The following is a 13616-nucleotide window of genomic DNA, read 5'->3' as shown; positions in this document are numbered from 1 at the left end:
AAGGCCTTTTGCTGAATAGTGGATGTTGTACAATATAGACATGGACGACATCTCCCTGACGACGACTAGCGACGACGGCTTCGACACACAGAGCGTCATCGGCGACTTCGCACTCGCCATCGATCCGATGGAAGAGACGGGTCCGAATCCGGTCGCGGTGCTCGTCGCCGACTACGCGTCGTGTTTCCTCCCGGCCGTCCGAGTCGGTGCGCAAAAAGCCGGCTACGACGATCTTGGTCAGTTAGAGATCGACGCATCGGCCACACTCGACGACGAGGACGATCTCGAGGCCATCGAGTTCACGTTGAAAGTCGAAGCTGACGTCGACGATCCCGAGGAACTCGCCGCCCTCGGCGAAGAGATCTGTCACGTACACGCGGCGCTTCGCGAGGACCTACACGCCGACATCACGGTCGAAGACGACGCGTTCTAGTCTTTCGGCGCGGTAGCACTATTCACACGTTTTTCGGACTGATACACGATAGTGCTACACTGAAAGTCCCGAATGGAACGCTTCTCGAGATCGTCGTCACCGACGACGAACGGATGACGGAGGTCCGCGTGACCAGTTATCTCTTTCTCGAACCACCGAAGAGTGTCACAGCGCTCGAGGCCCTACTCGAGGGACACCCGACGGGCGTTTCTCGAGGGACGCTCATCGAGGCAATCCAATTACCCGACACATTATCGGCAAATGAATGTACAGCGAGCCGGTGCAGCAGTCCCTCGAGGGCATTCTGTTGGAGCGGCACGACGAGGGAGACGACTGAGGCAATGGACCGGTTTCCCTCCCGGAGCCGACAGTCCGGCACGAAGCGACACGTTCAGCTGCGAAACCGTCGGAAAGACAGCCGCCCGTCGCAACAGAAACGAGAGTCGCGTGTTGCGATTCCTGCAGCAGCGACGCGGGACGCGAGCAGGGGCGTGCTCGCCTCGTTGGCCGGTTCGACTCTGCCCAGGGGAGCTCCCAGCACCGGAGTGTCGATCAGAGATCAGTAGACGACAAGTGAAAGGTACAACTGGCCGCCGCCAGCAATCACCATGACCACACCGGCGAGCCGCTTTACCCAGCCGGCGTGCGTCAGCACGCGATTGGCGTTGCTGACGATACCGACCCCAGTTGCGACGGTCGTCGCCGCCATCAGCACAGCGACGACACCGGCGTAGACCCCCAGAACGAGCACCGCTGCCTCGGTCGGAAGGGTGATGGCGCGAGCAACGACAGCCAGAAAGATCGGCGCGACACAGCCAGCACCGGCCAGCGCGTACCCCGCACCGAACAGACCGAAACCGGCAACGCTCGAACGCCGCTGTGGCAGCGAGAGCGACAGAGACGGAGCGCGGCCGAGCGCAACAAGCAGCCCGAAGACGACGAGGAGTCCGCCGACGACAGTGTCGAAGATGGTGACGTCTGACAGCGTTTCGTGCCCCAGCCACGCTGCTGCACCGCCCAGAAGGGAAAACGTCGCAAGCACCCCGATTGCGGCTGCTACGCCGCGGATCCCTGCGCCAGTAACGGAGGCGCTCTCGGTGTCGACGGAGTTCACGTAGAACCCAACGTAGCCCGGCAGGAGCGGGTACGCACACGGCGAAAAGAAGGTCGCGACCCCCGCTGTGAGGGCGAACGTGACAGTTGTCACGAGCGTCTCGCTGATCATGCGTCGAGCGCCGTCTCGATACCCGCCACGATCTCGTCGGCGGTGTGGACACCCGGTTCGGACCACTGGATCCGAGCGGTCGCATCGATTGCAACGGCAGTCGGGTACGCTCCTACGTTGAGTTTCGCCGCGAGCTCGGCGGTCACGTCTGCCGCAACCAGCCAGTCGCCGTCGTTTTCGCGCCACCAGTCGACGACTGTCTCCTCGGTCAGCGAGCCCCCAACGTCTTCGGTCGTCACGGAGACGAACAGCACCTCGTCGCCGAGCCGGTCTTCGGCCTCGCCGAGCGCCGGCATCTGCTCGACACAGGGCGCACACCACGTCCCGAAGAAGTCGACGAACGTGGCCCGATCGTCGGCGGGGATCGTCACCTCGCCGTCGCGGCTTCCCGGCGCTTCGATCGTCTCGAGCGTCGTCGGTTCGACTGGCTCCGGCGTGTCAGTCCCGCCGTCGAGCGCGTCGGGAATCGCACCGGTTGCAACGAGGCTAGCGCCGCCAAGTACACCGGCACTCCCGAGTCCGGCGAGGAGGTGCCGACGCTTCATGCCGAGACCACCTGCGTGAAGTCGTCCTCGACCCGCTCGACGTCGACCGTCGCCCCGTTTGGGTAGGCTCGCTCGACGATCCCGCGCTTGTTAACGAGGAGGATCAGCCCGTAGTGGGGAAACTGGTACTCCAGGTTCTCGAGGTCGTCGGCGGGTTTCTTCTCGATGACGAGCCCGAAGTGCTCGTCTAACAGTTCCTGGCCCGCCTCGTAGCTCTCCGGTCGGAGGAAATGCCAGTTGCCAGCGTCTAGATCGACGCCCTGTTGGCCGGCGTATTCCCGGAGGACATCAGTCGTGTCACGCTCGGGGTCGAAGGTGAGCGCCAGAAAGGCGGCGTCGTCGCCATATCCCTCCGCAGCTGCGACTTCCTGCGCTCGACGGAGGCGGAGAATGAGGGCCGGACAGACGCCGTCAGGACAGTTCGTGTAGAACGACGTCCAGAGGATGGCTTTCCCCTCGCAGTCTGCGGTTGATATCTCCTCATCTGCAATCGGATCGGGAACAGTGAACGCCGGCATCTCGTCGCCATAACTCGGATGCGATGCCTCACTCAGATCCAGTTCTGGCGGGCCGAGCACCGTCTTCTCGGACCCGGAGTCATCAAATACGCCAAGACACCCCGCGATGCTGACAGTGGTCCCGGTCGCGGCGACCGACCGGAGATAGGTTCGACGATCCATGGTTCGGGCTTGCCACGACCCGAACAAATATCGGCTGGCGTTTTGCAGTCCCAGCAAAGAAGCTATATTGACTATTCCGGAGATTTGCCATCGGACGCGCTAGGGCTCAGGTGTGTTAACGCGAGGCGGGGCGGGCTACGTTGCTACGTCGCTACAGAAGTCACCGACCAGGGTGGGAGGTCACCGCTTACATGACGGGGAGGACGTCCACATCTGAAGAGCCATACCGATGATACCGACCGTCACTGCCGAAACGAGGACGCGGACGAGGCCGCCACCGAGTGCTGCCGTCGTCCCACCGGCGACTGCAGTCCCGACAGCACCCGTCGTTGCCGGTGCCGCAACGAGACAGCAGAGACTTACTGTCCCACCGAGTCCGAGGAGCGACCATCGTCCCCTCGACCTCGCCTCGTCGGTCGCGTCTGGAGAAGCGTCAGTCATCGTTTATTTACTGCTAGTGCGATTGTTGGTCCTGTGTTTCAATTGTACAGGTGTCACACGAACTCCGTGACCGGACATAGAGGAGTCCCGCAAAGAAAACGACACTCACGGCGCCGAGCAGCGGCCGTAACGGGTCAAAATACGTCATCAGAGCGGAGCTGCTAAACAGAGCGAGGAGGAACGCATTGCAGATCGGGCAGCCGAATGCCAGAAAGCCCAGGACGGCACTCGCAGTCGCTGTTCGATCATCGCTGCGCTGGGCGCTCGTTCGCTGGTAGGTGTACACACCCAGGAATGCGGACGTGAGCGTGAGAAAGAGATAATCCAGTGGCGTTCGTGGCACTCGCCGAATGTACAGTGGGTTCGGGATGAGGCCAGTCACGACACCAAAGAGGACGAACGCGCCTGTCCCGACGAGCACTGCTTTGAGATGATGTCTCGATGGAGATCGCATCCGTGCCCGTCGTTTCAGTGCATGGGAGATAAAGGGAATCGGCTGTTTGCTCGTTCGTAGAAAAGCCGGGCTGATCCACTCACAGCCTCGAGATCGGTAAAGCTGTATGCTCCCTCAATCGCGGTCGTGTCGAACCGTCGCTTCTTTGCAGACGAACTCAGTATGTGGACACATGACGACAGGTGACGTCGGCGACTCTGCGGCCCTCTTTCAGCTGTTCGCGGACGACTATTCACGGGAGATTTTGCTCGCCGCTGACGAGGAACCGCGCACGGCGAAGGACCTGAGCCAGCGATGTGATGCGTCGTTGGCGACGATCTACCGGCGGATTTCCACGTTGCGAGAACACGATTTCATCGCGGTGCATTCGACCATCGGGTCCGGTGGCGAACACAAGCAACTGTTCGAGACGACGATCGAATCGCTCCACGTCTCGATTTCGGACGGTGAGCTCGAACTCTCGGTCGAGACACGTGACGAACTCGCCGATAATTTCACCACGCTCTGGGAGAACATTCGTGATAACGTATGATCAGCATCCCAATTATCCTCATAAAGCTGATCGCGTTGCTGCTCAGCCTTTCGGTCGCCTATCTCGCGTTCTATGCGTACCGACGAAGCGAAAGCTCGCCGATGTTTTACGTCTCAGTGGGATTCGTGTTCATCGGGGTTGGGGCGATTTGCGAAGGGCTCATTCTTACCGCGCTCGACACGTCGATGTTTTCAGCCGCGCTCGTTCAGGCGATACTCGTCTCTCTCGGAATGGTTCTGATCTTGCGTTCGATTACGCTCGATTCCGACCACCAGAACATCTAGGTTCGACTCCTGTGAATCACTAGATAGCGTCGGTTTCGCCCGATAGAACCTGGAAGATGCAGCAGGAAATTGGCGACGCCCTATATCGAAAATCGACCACTTCACGAGCAAAGCGGTAACGTTAGCTAACAATGTCGTTGATGGCAGAGGCGAAGTCGCCACCCCTTTGGGCGGCGACGTCACCGACTACGCTCTCGTATCGCTGCACTGTCTGCGGGTGTACTGTGATGAAACGTACTGCAACCCACTCGATCTGTTGAGTGAGATGCCGCATGTTCTCGGGGAGATCGGCCTTGAAGCGGGAACTCTCCCCGATCAGTTGCCGTCAGTGAAGACGCCTGCTAGATTTGAGATAAAAGTCTGGCGAGTTCTGCTTCGACTCCCGTCGGAGTTGCACGAGCTATCGGGTCACGCCGCCATCGACGCCACGTTTTTCGATCGCGAGAACGCGAGCAAGCACTACTGCCGCCGGACGAATTATCGCGTTCAGACACTCAAAGCGACCACGCTCGTCGACACAGAGAGTCAAGTCATTCTTGACGTTCACTGTACGACCGAGAAAACCCACGACACACAGCTCGGCTGGTGAGGTCGTCTGCGTAGCGGCAGGCAACCTGACCAGCCTCGCCGCCGACAAAGGCTACGACTGGATGCAATTACGCGATAAACACCGTGAAAAGGACGTAAGACCGCAAAGCCACTATCGAGCGTGCAAGATGGCATGACTGGCAACAGCACAGCCGTTGCCAGTCAATCGAACGAGGCGCTCACTGCATCTGCGAGCACGCCCGGCTTGCGGTAGTGCTTGCTCACGGGTGGAATCTCCTCATCGAGGTCGAGCAGGTCATAGACGGCGGTCATCGCCGTCCGCACCGAGTACTCGACGGTGAACACGACGTCGCGTCGGAGTTCGGCGTACTGCCCGATGAATGCGAGATTGTGCGAGCTATCGGGGACGACCTGCGGCCGGTCGCCGGGCGTCCGGGGCTGGAAGTGGGCCGTAATGAACGGCATCATGCACGGCACGCAGTCCACGTCCTCCAGGATCTCCGGCAGGCGATCCACACACTGCAGGTGGTAACAGAGCTCTTCGAGGATCTCTCGTCCGGTACATTCGGACATTTTCTTTTCGACGTAATCGCCCTCTTGGTCGGTGAACAGGGCGTACCCCCAGAAGATCTTCACGTCGTCAGGCTGGTTCGGGAAGTGCGGCTGGGCTGCGACGACAGTGGACAGAAGCCAGGACGAGTCGACGTAGGTCACCAGCCCGTTGCCCGGCTCCTCGTCGGTGAATTCGACGATGTGATCGAATAGATCAGTGTTGTGCAACGTGACGGTAAAGGACTCCCACTTGGTCTCCTGAACGTTACCCGCGAAGACCTCGGGATCGCCGAACCCGGTGTTGTCCTCGGCGATCGACCGCCACAACTCCCAGGACGCTCCGGTCTCGTTCGTTTCGGGTGCTTCGTCCCATGCCCCGAGATCCGAGCCATCGGTCATCGAACCGTTGGTGAAAAAGACCAGGTCCGTGGGTTCGACCGCGACGCTCTCGGTGCCGTCTCCGGTCTCGTAGTGGAGCCGCTCGACAGTCCGCCCTGCTCGCGACGTCACGATGTCCATATCGGTCACGCGACGGTCCTGCTGGAAGTCCACGTCACGGGTTTCGAGCCAGCGCCGAAGCGGCAGGATCATCGAATGATACTGGTCGTACCTGGTCCGGTCGATATCTTCCAAGGTGTGTAGACCGGGGAACACGTGAAGGAAACGATATATGTACCGGCGGACTTCAGCGACGCTGTGCCACGGCTGGAAGGCGAAGATCGTCGCCCACATGTACCAGAAGTTCGTCTCGAAGAAGTCGTCGTCGAACCACTCTTCGACCCGGGTGTCCCCGAGTCGTTCCTCGGGTGTCAGTAGAAGTCGAACCAGTGAGATCCGGTGGTGCATCTTCAGTTCGTACTGTGAGGCATCGAGACGGGTGCCATTCTCGACCAGCCGGGTCTGCGCATATGACTCGTGGATCTCGTTGAACTCGTTTATCTCTTCTTTGACCGAGATGCTGGAGTCCTCGAGCGAAGGGATCGTTCGGAAGAGGTCCCAGGTACATTCGTAGGCGGGGAAGTTGAACATGCGTCCGCCGCGGATAACGTACCCTTCGTCGGGGTTGCCTGCACCGTCCATCGCCCCACCGAAGACGTCGAGTTTCTCGTAGACATGAACGTTTTCGCCAGGCATATCTCCATCGCGAATCAGGAACGCCGCGGCTGCCAGGCCGGCGATACCACCGCCAACGACGTGGGCTTCGCGGTCGGCGACGTGTGGCGTCTGCTCACCGAGCATGCAATCCCTCCAACAGCGTACTCGTTCGAGAATGAGCGTGGGCAGTCATACGGTCTGTATTCGGCTGAAGTGCTAGTAGTGGTGTCATGGATCGTCCTCTGGATTGCTGCCGACCTCACAGGGGAACCTGTCGTTTCATCACAATTGAATAGGCGAAGCGATAAGGATTTTTAAGAGAATGTGCGATATATCACAGCAGTTATTCAATAATGGCAGATATAACTACCTATTCAAACAGATCTTTGTCAGTAAATTCGTCTCGATGTGTCGTCTATACTGTCAAGCAGGCAGTATAACAGTGAAATTACGCCGCGTGTGGCGATTCACCACGGCCATCCGAGCCAAATATCCGTACGAGAACAACGGCTGTCTGGCAACCAACACTGAATACTACGTACCTCGTTGTTCTTCTTCCGGGTAGACTCCGGTGGCAGGCCGATGTGACTACGAGAGTGCGGTACTGGTACGTGTGATATTGGTGACCTCTTGGCGAGCTAGACATCATAGTTGCACGAACTCTCGGGCCGTGAGAACGGACGCCGGGCTTGCTTCACTTGGCTCTAAGAATGTGGTGTCGCAGGACGATGCGATACCAGCGCCCACGTGTCCCGACTACAGTGCCAACGTCCTGTGACTATTGCCATCCAACCCTTCTCCTCCGGACGTTTTCGACCGATTCTCGTCTTGCCAGTGGTCTCTCCCCGGAGAGCTATCGGCGACCTGGCTGTGATCAGGGTCTCTGAGTGGTGCTCTTCGAGTCCTCCCCACGACGAACTGCGTGTCGACCCTTCACCTCGGCTCGCAGTCACTGGTCCAGCCGCCAGTGCGACCGGTACGCTCGTAACCGTCCATGACATATGCTCTACTATGCCACGCACCGCTGGATCAGTCGCGCTCAGTAGCCTGTATTCATAACGATGTCTCCTAGCTTCCAGACGGCGACTGTAATGCTCCTGCTGGCAGTCTTCGTTGTCGCCCTCCTCATCGGCGTGAGTGTCTCCCGTCTGTTTCTGCGGGGCACTGCTGGTCCACTGCTCCGCATCGTCGGCATCGCGGTCATCCTGCTCGCCTTCAGCATCGGTCTCTACTGGCGATGGCTCGGGGACGGGCTCCACGCCGACGAGTGAGAGTAACAGAGCACCGCCCACGAGGTCTCTCTTGGCGGCCGGCGTTACCCGAACCGCGCCGCTCGCATGCGCCGCGTGATGAGCGCGTCGACGTTGTAGAACAGGACGCCGATACTGACGAGCGTGGTCAGGAGGTAGATAATGAATCCTGGCGGACCACCGACTGTCGCACCCGCGAGCCCGCCCGTGATACCGACGACTGTCAGTTCGATCCAGGTGACGAGCACGCGGGAGAGCAGTCGCGGTGGCTCGCCTGATACACCGCTAGCATCCGACGCGCCCTCTTTGTCGCCGGCGTCCGAAACCGAATCTGCATCGCCGGTCGAGACGTCACTGGCGTCGCCCATCAGTACGATTCCCCCGCTTCGATCGGGCCGCTGAACGCAGAGTAGAGCACGATGAAGTAGACGAAAACTAGCGGCAAGAGCAGGGCTGCCCCGATCGACATGATGTTGAGCGGGATCGTCGAAACGATAGCTGTCTCGACGGTCAACGCGACCGCTGGGTCGACCTGGGGATACATCAGGCTAGCGACGAGGCTGACGAGCGTGTACACCAGGCCGGCCGCTGCCGCAAAGGCGACGTAATAGCGGTCGAACCGCGTCGCAGCGGCGTACACCACAGCGAAAAGCAGCGTCGCAGCGACGAGCGCGACCACCAGCGGGGACAGCAGCTGTGCGCGAAGCGCGGGCACGCCGACGTAGACGTATCCGAGAGTCACGACGACCAGCACGAGATACGCGACGAGGGATTGGTAGCCAGCCGTCCGAAGGTCGGCGCGGACGTCGCCACGCGTCTTCAGGCGCAGGAACGCGACGCCGTCGACGACGGTGAGTGCGACGACCGTGAGGCCCACGACGACGGCGGGGAGCGTGATAGTGGTCGTAGCTCCGACCAGCCAGTTCGCCGTGAACATGCCGAGAAAGAAGGGCGCCGCGATACTGCCGACGACGAACGCCCGGCCCCACCACCGCTGCCAGCGGTCGTCGTGGCGCTGTTCGTACATCTCGGGGGCGAGGCCGCGGACGATGAGCGCCCCGAGAATGGCGAACATCAGGAGATAGTGGCGGCTGAACAGGTTCGCGTAGACGGCCGGAAACGCCGCGAACAGGGCTCCGCCGAAGACGACCAGCCACACCTCGTTGCCGTCCCAGAATGGCCCGATCGCGGCGAGGAACTGTTCGCGTTCCTGTTCGTCCGCCCGGGTCGCGAACAGTAGCCCCGCGCCGAAGTCGAACCCGTCGAGAAACAGGAAGGTGCCGAAGATGAAAAACACCAAGCCGAACCAGAGGTCCGGGAGCGGGAGCCCGAACAGCGGGCCACTGGCAAGCCACCCGTCAGTCATCGACGCCCACCTCTGACGGGGACGGTTCCTGGCGGTCCGCGTGGGTGAGGTCGCTCACGGCCGGGGGACCGTCACGGACGATTCGGACGATCACGTAGACGTACAGCACGAGCAGCAGGGAGTAGACGAACGCGAACCCGGCCAGCGACGCCGTCGCCTCGGCGCTCGACAGGGTCGTCGAGACGCCCTCGCTGGTCTTCATTACCCCCTGAATAATCCAGGGCTGGCGTCCGACCTCAGTGACGATCCAGCCCAGATGGACGGCGAGGATACCCAACGGCGTCGAGGCCATCAACGCCTTGTGCAGGAGGTCGTCCTCGAGCAGTTCGCCGCGCCACCAGCGGTAGCCGCCCCAGACCGCCAGGAGGATGAACCAGAAGCCCAGCGCGACCATGATGCGGAACGACCAGAACACGAGCGCGACCGGGGGTTGTGGCCCTTCGAACTCTTCGAGCCCGCGTATCGTGGCCTCCGGGTTGCCGCCGCTGGCGAGCCAGGAGGCCCCGCCGGGAATGCCGATGCCGAAGATGTCCTTCGCGCGCGGGTCGAGGAGGTCTTCCACGCTCGTCGGGAACGCGATGAGATACTCGGGAACGTACGAATCCGTCTCCCAGATGGCTTCCATCGCCGCGAACTTCTGGGGTTGGGTTTCGTACACGTGACGGGCGTAGAGGTCGCCCTGGACCACCTGAAGGGGCGCGGTAATCAGCAACACGACGAGGGCGATCTTGAGCGTCCGCTCCCAGAAATCGACCTGTTCGATGGGGTAGCCCCAGACGTAGTGGCGAAAGACGAAATACGCGCCCAGGCCAGCCATGACGAGCGCGACGGACTCGACGGCCGCGTTCTGCATGTGAACGAACATCCAGAGGAACCGGGGATTGAGGTACGCCGCCATCGGCTCAGTGAGTCGCACGACCTGCTGGCCGTTCTGCGTGACCAGTTCGTAGCCGCGCGGGGTCTGCATCCACGAATTGGCGATGAGAATCCAGACGGCCGACAACCACGTCCCGATCCCGACTGCCACGGCCGAAATCATGTACAGCGCGTTGCCGACGCGCTCGCGCCCGAAGACGAAGATACCGAGGAACGTCGCTTCCAGCATGAACGCCATCATCCCCTCGAAGGCGAGCGGGCCGCCGAACAGTTCGCCGGCGGCCGTCGAGAACACTGCGAAGTTCGTCCCGAACTCGAACTCGAGGACGATTCCCGTCACCGTCCCCACGACGAAACTAATGGCGAAGATCTTCGTCCAGAACCGCCGTAACTGCTCGTAAATGGGCTCTCCAGAGCGAATATCTTTCCACGTGAAATAGATGAGGAAGGGCGCTAACCCCATGCTCATCACGGGAAAGATGATGTGGACGATGGTCGTCACGGCGAACTGCAGGCGGCTTGCTGTTACTGGATCTAACATTGATCGATCACGTCGGCGGCTCAGATGGTCTCGGTCCGATTACAGGTCTCTGTGACCGCGCTGAGGCGGTCGGCGCGTTGGCTCGTCTAGGCACAGCGTGCACCTATCCTTTTTTCCCCATCAGTTGGCAAATCAGACCGACGAACTGATTCCCGGCTGACAACGATGGTTCGACGCAGCCCCAGGCCCACAACTCTGCAGGACGCACTACGAGAGACGCAGTTCTCGAGCGTCCCAGACACTTTGTCGCCTTCCTGGTGACCTAGACGCCATAGTTGCACGAACTCTCACGCGCTGAGAATCAACGAGGGATTTACGCTCCATCGCACCAAGGTTGAATTGTCACAGGACAGCACAAGACCAGCGCCCTTGTGTCCCGCTCTACAGTGCCACTGTCCTGTGATCAGGACATCCACACCTTCTCGGACGGACGTCTCTCGGCGTCTCCACTCGGACGCCACGTCTTCCGGCGAGATCCCGGAGACATTTGTAGTACTGCCCAGGTGACCCCAGCTATCGTAGTCAGCAGAAATTTTCACTGTTCACGAGCGTCAGCAGGTCTGTTTTCAGGCTCGCAACGCCCTGACCGAGTAGACTGTGAGCAAAGACTTCTGGAGACTACTATAGTACTGCTGCTCGACTGCCCGCCCGAGGGGTGATCGGCAAGTTCTATTTTGATGTCCGCAAATTTGGTTTCCAGAACCCAAAATATATTTTGCTGTAGGCGGTTGTTCATAGTACAGGCATGACCGAAACACTCCCGAAGACGATGGCGACAGGAGGGGCTTTCCAGTGGTAAGTATCGAGGCGATAGCGTTCGTGTTCGGTGCGGGACTCGTGACGGCGCTCGCGACGGGACTGGGTGCAATACCGTTCTTTCTCTTCGACGAGATCAGTGATCGCTGGAACGTCGCACTCTGGGGACTCGCCTCGGGTATCATGCTGGCAGCGTCCGGCTTCGGGCTGCTGGCCGAGGGTCTCGCTGCCACGAGCGGGCTGCCACTTCTCCTCGGTGCAGGGGTCGTGGCGGGCGTCGGGCTCGTGATCGTCGCCGATGCCGTCATCGATCGGTTAGACGTCGGCGCAACGGCTGCAGCTGCCGGCGTTGACAGCGACCGGGCGGCGACCGACAGCAGTCGTGAGTATCAGACCGATGGCGGCCACGTGTCGGCGGGCACCGCAGACCAGCCCACGGCCGACACGTCGACACAGCAGTCCCGCCCGGACGACCAGCCGCTGGTGTCGACGGCGGTCGCTGACGGCGATCTCCGAAAACTGGCGCTGATCCTGGGAATCTTGACCGTTCACTCGTTCCCGGAGGGCGTGGCGATCGGCGTCTCGTTCGCCGACGTCGGATTGAGCGGCGGCGTCCCGATATTCGGCGTCGTGGTGCCCGTCTTGGCCGTGTTCATGACGATCGCGATCTCGATCCACAACGTCCCGGAAGGAGTCGCCGTCTCGATCCCGCTCCGGTCGATGGGCGTCAGCGAGTGGCGCATGGTCGGTGCGGCAGTCCTCTCGTCGCTCCCACAGCCGATCGGGGCCGTCCTCGCGTTCGTGTTCGTCACCTGGGCCAGAGCCTTCCTCCCGTTCGGCTTCGGCTTTGCCGCAGGTGCGATGATCTATCTCGTCATTACGGAGTTCATCCCTGAAGCGCTCGAAATCGGCGAAACGCTCCAGGGCGATGGCTACCGCGAACTCACCGCCGGCGTCGCGGCTGGCATCCTGCTCATGATCCCGCTGATGCTGGTCTAGACCCCAACCTGACAATCAGCCCGGCAGTCGAAACGAGCGAAGTGCCGATCGCAGTGCTCGGTCGGGAGGCCTGCGTTACTGGTCCGGCTCCGAGTGGTCGATCTCGACTGTGACCTCGTTTTCCAGACTGTCGACGATCGGTGACTTGGACCCGATGGACGCTTTGAGCTCTTCGAGTTCCGCAGTCGAGGCCGGCGATTCGATGTGGGCAGTACACTCGATCTTCTCGAAGCCTGCGCGGACGTCGTCACCGAGTCCGAGGAGGCCGCGCATGTCGACGCTGCCCTCGAACTCGAAACGCATCTCCGTGATTTCGATGCCCTCTTTCGCACCGTGTGCCGCGTAGGTGATCGTCAGACAGGTGCCGAGCGAGGAGAGTAGTTGTTCGAGCGCGTTGGGCGCCTCCCGATGCCCGAACAGCGCGCCTTCCATCGTAAACTCCGGTGAGTCGACGAGCGTTCCACCCTTCTCGATGTCACTGACAGTGGTTTTACACGTCGTCTCACCGGTCCACTCCGTCTCGGCGAAGAACCGAAACTCGGCGTTCGATGCATCCTCCTCTGCCGCAGCCGTCAGTTGCTCGAACTTCTCTAGGTCGATCCCGTTATTGGCAGTCATGTACTGGTCTCACAATGTCATCTCGGCCGACGGCGTTGTAAACTCCGTGGTTGACAACATTATTGGTGTTTGTCGACGGAACGCTCTGGCCATCCTCCGGCAGCACAACCGATTTCACACAAGTGGTTTGTACACTTTGTACAATACATGTCAACGGCTGACGCACAGGGCTGTTAGCGCCTTCACAACGAGAGAGCACGACTCCGGGTAACGAGACTGCCACAGCGAGCGCACGAGGACGGCCGACAGTGGGAGACGCAACAGCCCACGCAAACTGACGAATTCGGTGACACGGTCACGGAGGCTCACTGCTGTCCAGAGACGGTATGAGTCCCGTCGGAGTGGCGCCGCATCGTTCCCAGGCACCCGATTCGTTAACTCGAAATCGGGTGTCTGAAGACGCCGGTCTCGCCGGTCACT

Annotated in this window: 15 protein-coding genes and 1 pseudogene; 6 read left to right on the top strand and 10 right to left on the bottom strand. The window is 60.7% G+C overall.

The window, feature by feature from the left end:
• Positions 1 to 40: 40 nt before the first annotated feature.
• Positions 41 to 433, top strand: a complete 393-nt coding sequence (locus tag MU553_RS20565; protein ID WP_247381210.1) for an OsmC family protein — start codon at positions 41 to 43, stop codon at positions 431 to 433.
• Positions 434 to 992: 559 nt separating this feature from the next.
• On the opposite strand, the gene MU553_RS20560 is transcribed toward MU553_RS20565, so the two are convergent.
• From MU553_RS20560 to MU553_RS23820, 5 genes are all read right to left on the bottom strand, one after another.
• Positions 993 to 1658, bottom strand: coding sequence for a cytochrome c biogenesis CcdA family protein (locus MU553_RS20560; RefSeq protein ID WP_247381208.1), 666 nt, complete (start codon positions 1656 to 1658; stop codon positions 993 to 995).
• Positions 1655 to 2203 carry a TlpA family protein disulfide reductase gene (locus MU553_RS20555; RefSeq protein ID WP_247381206.1) on the bottom strand — a complete coding sequence of 183 codons (549 nt, stop codon included), beginning with the start codon at positions 2201 to 2203 and terminating at the stop codon, positions 1655 to 1657. The genes MU553_RS20560 and MU553_RS20555 overlap by 4 nt, the downstream gene beginning before the upstream one ends.
• Positions 2200 to 2883 (bottom strand): SCO family protein, encoded by a 684-nt coding sequence (locus MU553_RS20550; RefSeq protein WP_247381203.1) that lies wholly within the window; start codon positions 2881 to 2883, stop codon positions 2200 to 2202. Before MU553_RS20550 ends, MU553_RS20555 begins: the two co-directional genes overlap by 4 nt.
• Before the next feature lie 180 nt (positions 2884 to 3063).
• Positions 3064 to 3324, bottom strand: coding sequence for a hypothetical protein (locus MU553_RS20545; protein WP_247381201.1), 261 nt, complete (start codon positions 3322 to 3324; stop codon positions 3064 to 3066).
• Positions 3325 to 3337: 13 nt separating this feature from the next.
• Positions 3338 to 3778 carry a hypothetical protein gene (locus tag MU553_RS23820; protein ID WP_345893417.1) on the bottom strand — a complete coding sequence of 147 codons (441 nt, stop codon included), beginning with the start codon at positions 3776 to 3778 and terminating at the stop codon, positions 3338 to 3340.
• A 172-nt stretch (positions 3779 to 3950) separates the two neighbouring features.
• Here MU553_RS23820 and MU553_RS20540 point away from each other — a divergent pair, with 172 nt between their 5' ends.
• The 3 genes and pseudogenes from MU553_RS20540 to MU553_RS20530 form a co-directional block, all read left to right on the top strand.
• Complete coding sequence (locus tag MU553_RS20540; protein WP_247381199.1) at positions 3951 to 4310, top strand: ArsR/SmtB family transcription factor; 360 nt, start codon at positions 3951 to 3953, stop codon at positions 4308 to 4310.
• Complete coding sequence (locus MU553_RS20535) at positions 4307 to 4594, top strand: DUF7521 family protein (protein WP_247381197.1); 288 nt, start codon at positions 4307 to 4309, stop codon at positions 4592 to 4594. Before MU553_RS20540 ends, MU553_RS20535 begins: the two co-directional genes overlap by 4 nt.
• An 82-nt stretch (positions 4595 to 4676) precedes the next feature.
• Positions 4677 to 5301, top strand: a pseudogene (locus MU553_RS20530) (transposase); the annotation flags it as partial.
• A gap of 43 nt (positions 5302 to 5344) precedes the next feature.
• On the opposite strand, the gene MU553_RS20525 reads toward MU553_RS20530, so the two are convergent.
• Positions 5345 to 6934 carry an oleate hydratase gene (locus MU553_RS20525; protein WP_247381195.1) on the bottom strand — a complete coding sequence of 530 codons (1590 nt, stop codon included), beginning with the start codon at positions 6932 to 6934 and terminating at the stop codon, positions 5345 to 5347.
• A 917-nt stretch (positions 6935 to 7851) separates the two neighbouring features.
• Here MU553_RS20525 and MU553_RS20520 point away from each other — a divergent pair.
• Complete coding sequence (locus MU553_RS20520; RefSeq protein WP_465262027.1) at positions 7852 to 8061, top strand: DUF8073 family membrane protein; 210 nt, start codon at positions 7852 to 7854, stop codon at positions 8059 to 8061.
• A gap of 44 nt (positions 8062 to 8105) precedes the next feature.
• On the opposite strand, the gene MU553_RS20515 is transcribed toward MU553_RS20520, so the two are convergent.
• The 3 genes from MU553_RS20515 to MU553_RS20505 are packed head-to-tail and all read right to left on the bottom strand — an operon-like array spanning position 8106 to position 10823.
• The gene (locus tag MU553_RS20515; RefSeq protein WP_247381191.1) at positions 8106 to 8408 is read right to left on the bottom strand and encodes a hypothetical protein; all 303 of its coding nucleotides are present in this window, start codon (positions 8406 to 8408) and stop codon (positions 8106 to 8108) included.
• The gene (locus MU553_RS20510; protein ID WP_247381189.1) at positions 8408 to 9406 is read right to left on the bottom strand and encodes a cytochrome d ubiquinol oxidase subunit II; all 999 of its coding nucleotides are present in this window, start codon (positions 9404 to 9406) and stop codon (positions 8408 to 8410) included. Before MU553_RS20510 ends, MU553_RS20515 begins: the two co-directional genes overlap by 1 nt.
• Entirely contained in the window at positions 9399 to 10823 is a 1425-nt protein-coding gene (locus MU553_RS20505) for a cytochrome ubiquinol oxidase subunit I (protein ID WP_247381188.1), read from the bottom strand. Before MU553_RS20505 ends, MU553_RS20510 begins: the two co-directional genes overlap by 8 nt.
• Before the next feature lie 792 nt (positions 10824 to 11615).
• Between MU553_RS20505 and MU553_RS20500 the strand changes: the two genes are divergently transcribed.
• On the top strand, positions 11616 to 12578 hold the full coding sequence (locus MU553_RS20500) for a ZIP family metal transporter (protein WP_247381187.1): 963 nt from the start codon (positions 11616 to 11618) through the stop codon (positions 12576 to 12578).
• Between the two features lie 75 nt (positions 12579 to 12653).
• Here MU553_RS20500 and MU553_RS20495 read toward each other — a convergent pair whose 3' ends face one another.
• Positions 12654 to 13196, bottom strand: coding sequence for an OsmC family protein (locus tag MU553_RS20495; RefSeq protein WP_247381186.1), 543 nt, complete (start codon positions 13194 to 13196; stop codon positions 12654 to 12656).
• Between the last annotated feature and the right edge of the window lie 420 nt (positions 13197 to 13616).

It is taken from the genome of Halorientalis brevis, from assembly GCF_023077655.1.
The sequence above is the reverse complement of the archived record's forward strand: the minus strand, read 5'-3'. Positions and strand labels throughout refer to the sequence as shown.

Excerpts from the sequence above, each read along its gene's own strand:
- MU553_RS20565 (WP_247381210.1), top strand. The coding sequence starts at position 41 with ATGGACGACATCTCCCTGACGACGACTAGCGACGACGGCTTCGACACA.
- MU553_RS20560 (WP_247381208.1), bottom strand. The coding sequence starts at position 1,658 with ATGATCAGCGAGACGCTCGTGACAACTGTCACGTTCGCCCTCACAGCG.
- MU553_RS20555 (WP_247381206.1), bottom strand. The coding sequence starts at position 2,203 with ATGAAGCGTCGGCACCTCCTCGCCGGACTCGGGAGTGCCGGTGTACTT.
- MU553_RS20550 (WP_247381203.1), bottom strand. The coding sequence starts at position 2,883 with ATGGATCGTCGAACCTATCTCCGGTCGGTCGCCGCGACCGGGACCACT.
- MU553_RS20545 (WP_247381201.1), bottom strand. The coding sequence starts at position 3,324 with ATGACTGACGCTTCTCCAGACGCGACCGACGAGGCGAGGTCGAGGGGA.
- MU553_RS23820 (WP_345893417.1), bottom strand. The coding sequence starts at position 3,778 with ATGCGATCTCCATCGAGACATCATCTCAAAGCAGTGCTCGTCGGGACA.
- MU553_RS20540 (WP_247381199.1), top strand. The coding sequence starts at position 3,951 with ATGACGACAGGTGACGTCGGCGACTCTGCGGCCCTCTTTCAGCTGTTC.
- MU553_RS20535 (WP_247381197.1), top strand. The coding sequence starts at position 4,307 with ATGATCAGCATCCCAATTATCCTCATAAAGCTGATCGCGTTGCTGCTC.
- MU553_RS20525 (WP_247381195.1), bottom strand. The coding sequence starts at position 6,934 with ATGCTCGGTGAGCAGACGCCACACGTCGCCGACCGCGAAGCCCACGTC.
- MU553_RS20520 (WP_465262027.1), top strand. The coding sequence starts at position 7,852 with ATGTCTCCTAGCTTCCAGACGGCGACTGTAATGCTCCTGCTGGCAGTC.
- MU553_RS20515 (WP_247381191.1), bottom strand. The coding sequence starts at position 8,408 with ATGGGCGACGCCAGTGACGTCTCGACCGGCGATGCAGATTCGGTTTCG.
- MU553_RS20510 (WP_247381189.1), bottom strand. The coding sequence starts at position 9,406 with ATGACTGACGGGTGGCTTGCCAGTGGCCCGCTGTTCGGGCTCCCGCTC.
- MU553_RS20505 (WP_247381188.1), bottom strand. The coding sequence starts at position 10,823 with ATGTTAGATCCAGTAACAGCAAGCCGCCTGCAGTTCGCCGTGACGACC.
- MU553_RS20495 (WP_247381186.1), bottom strand. The coding sequence starts at position 13,196 with ATGACTGCCAATAACGGGATCGACCTAGAGAAGTTCGAGCAACTGACG.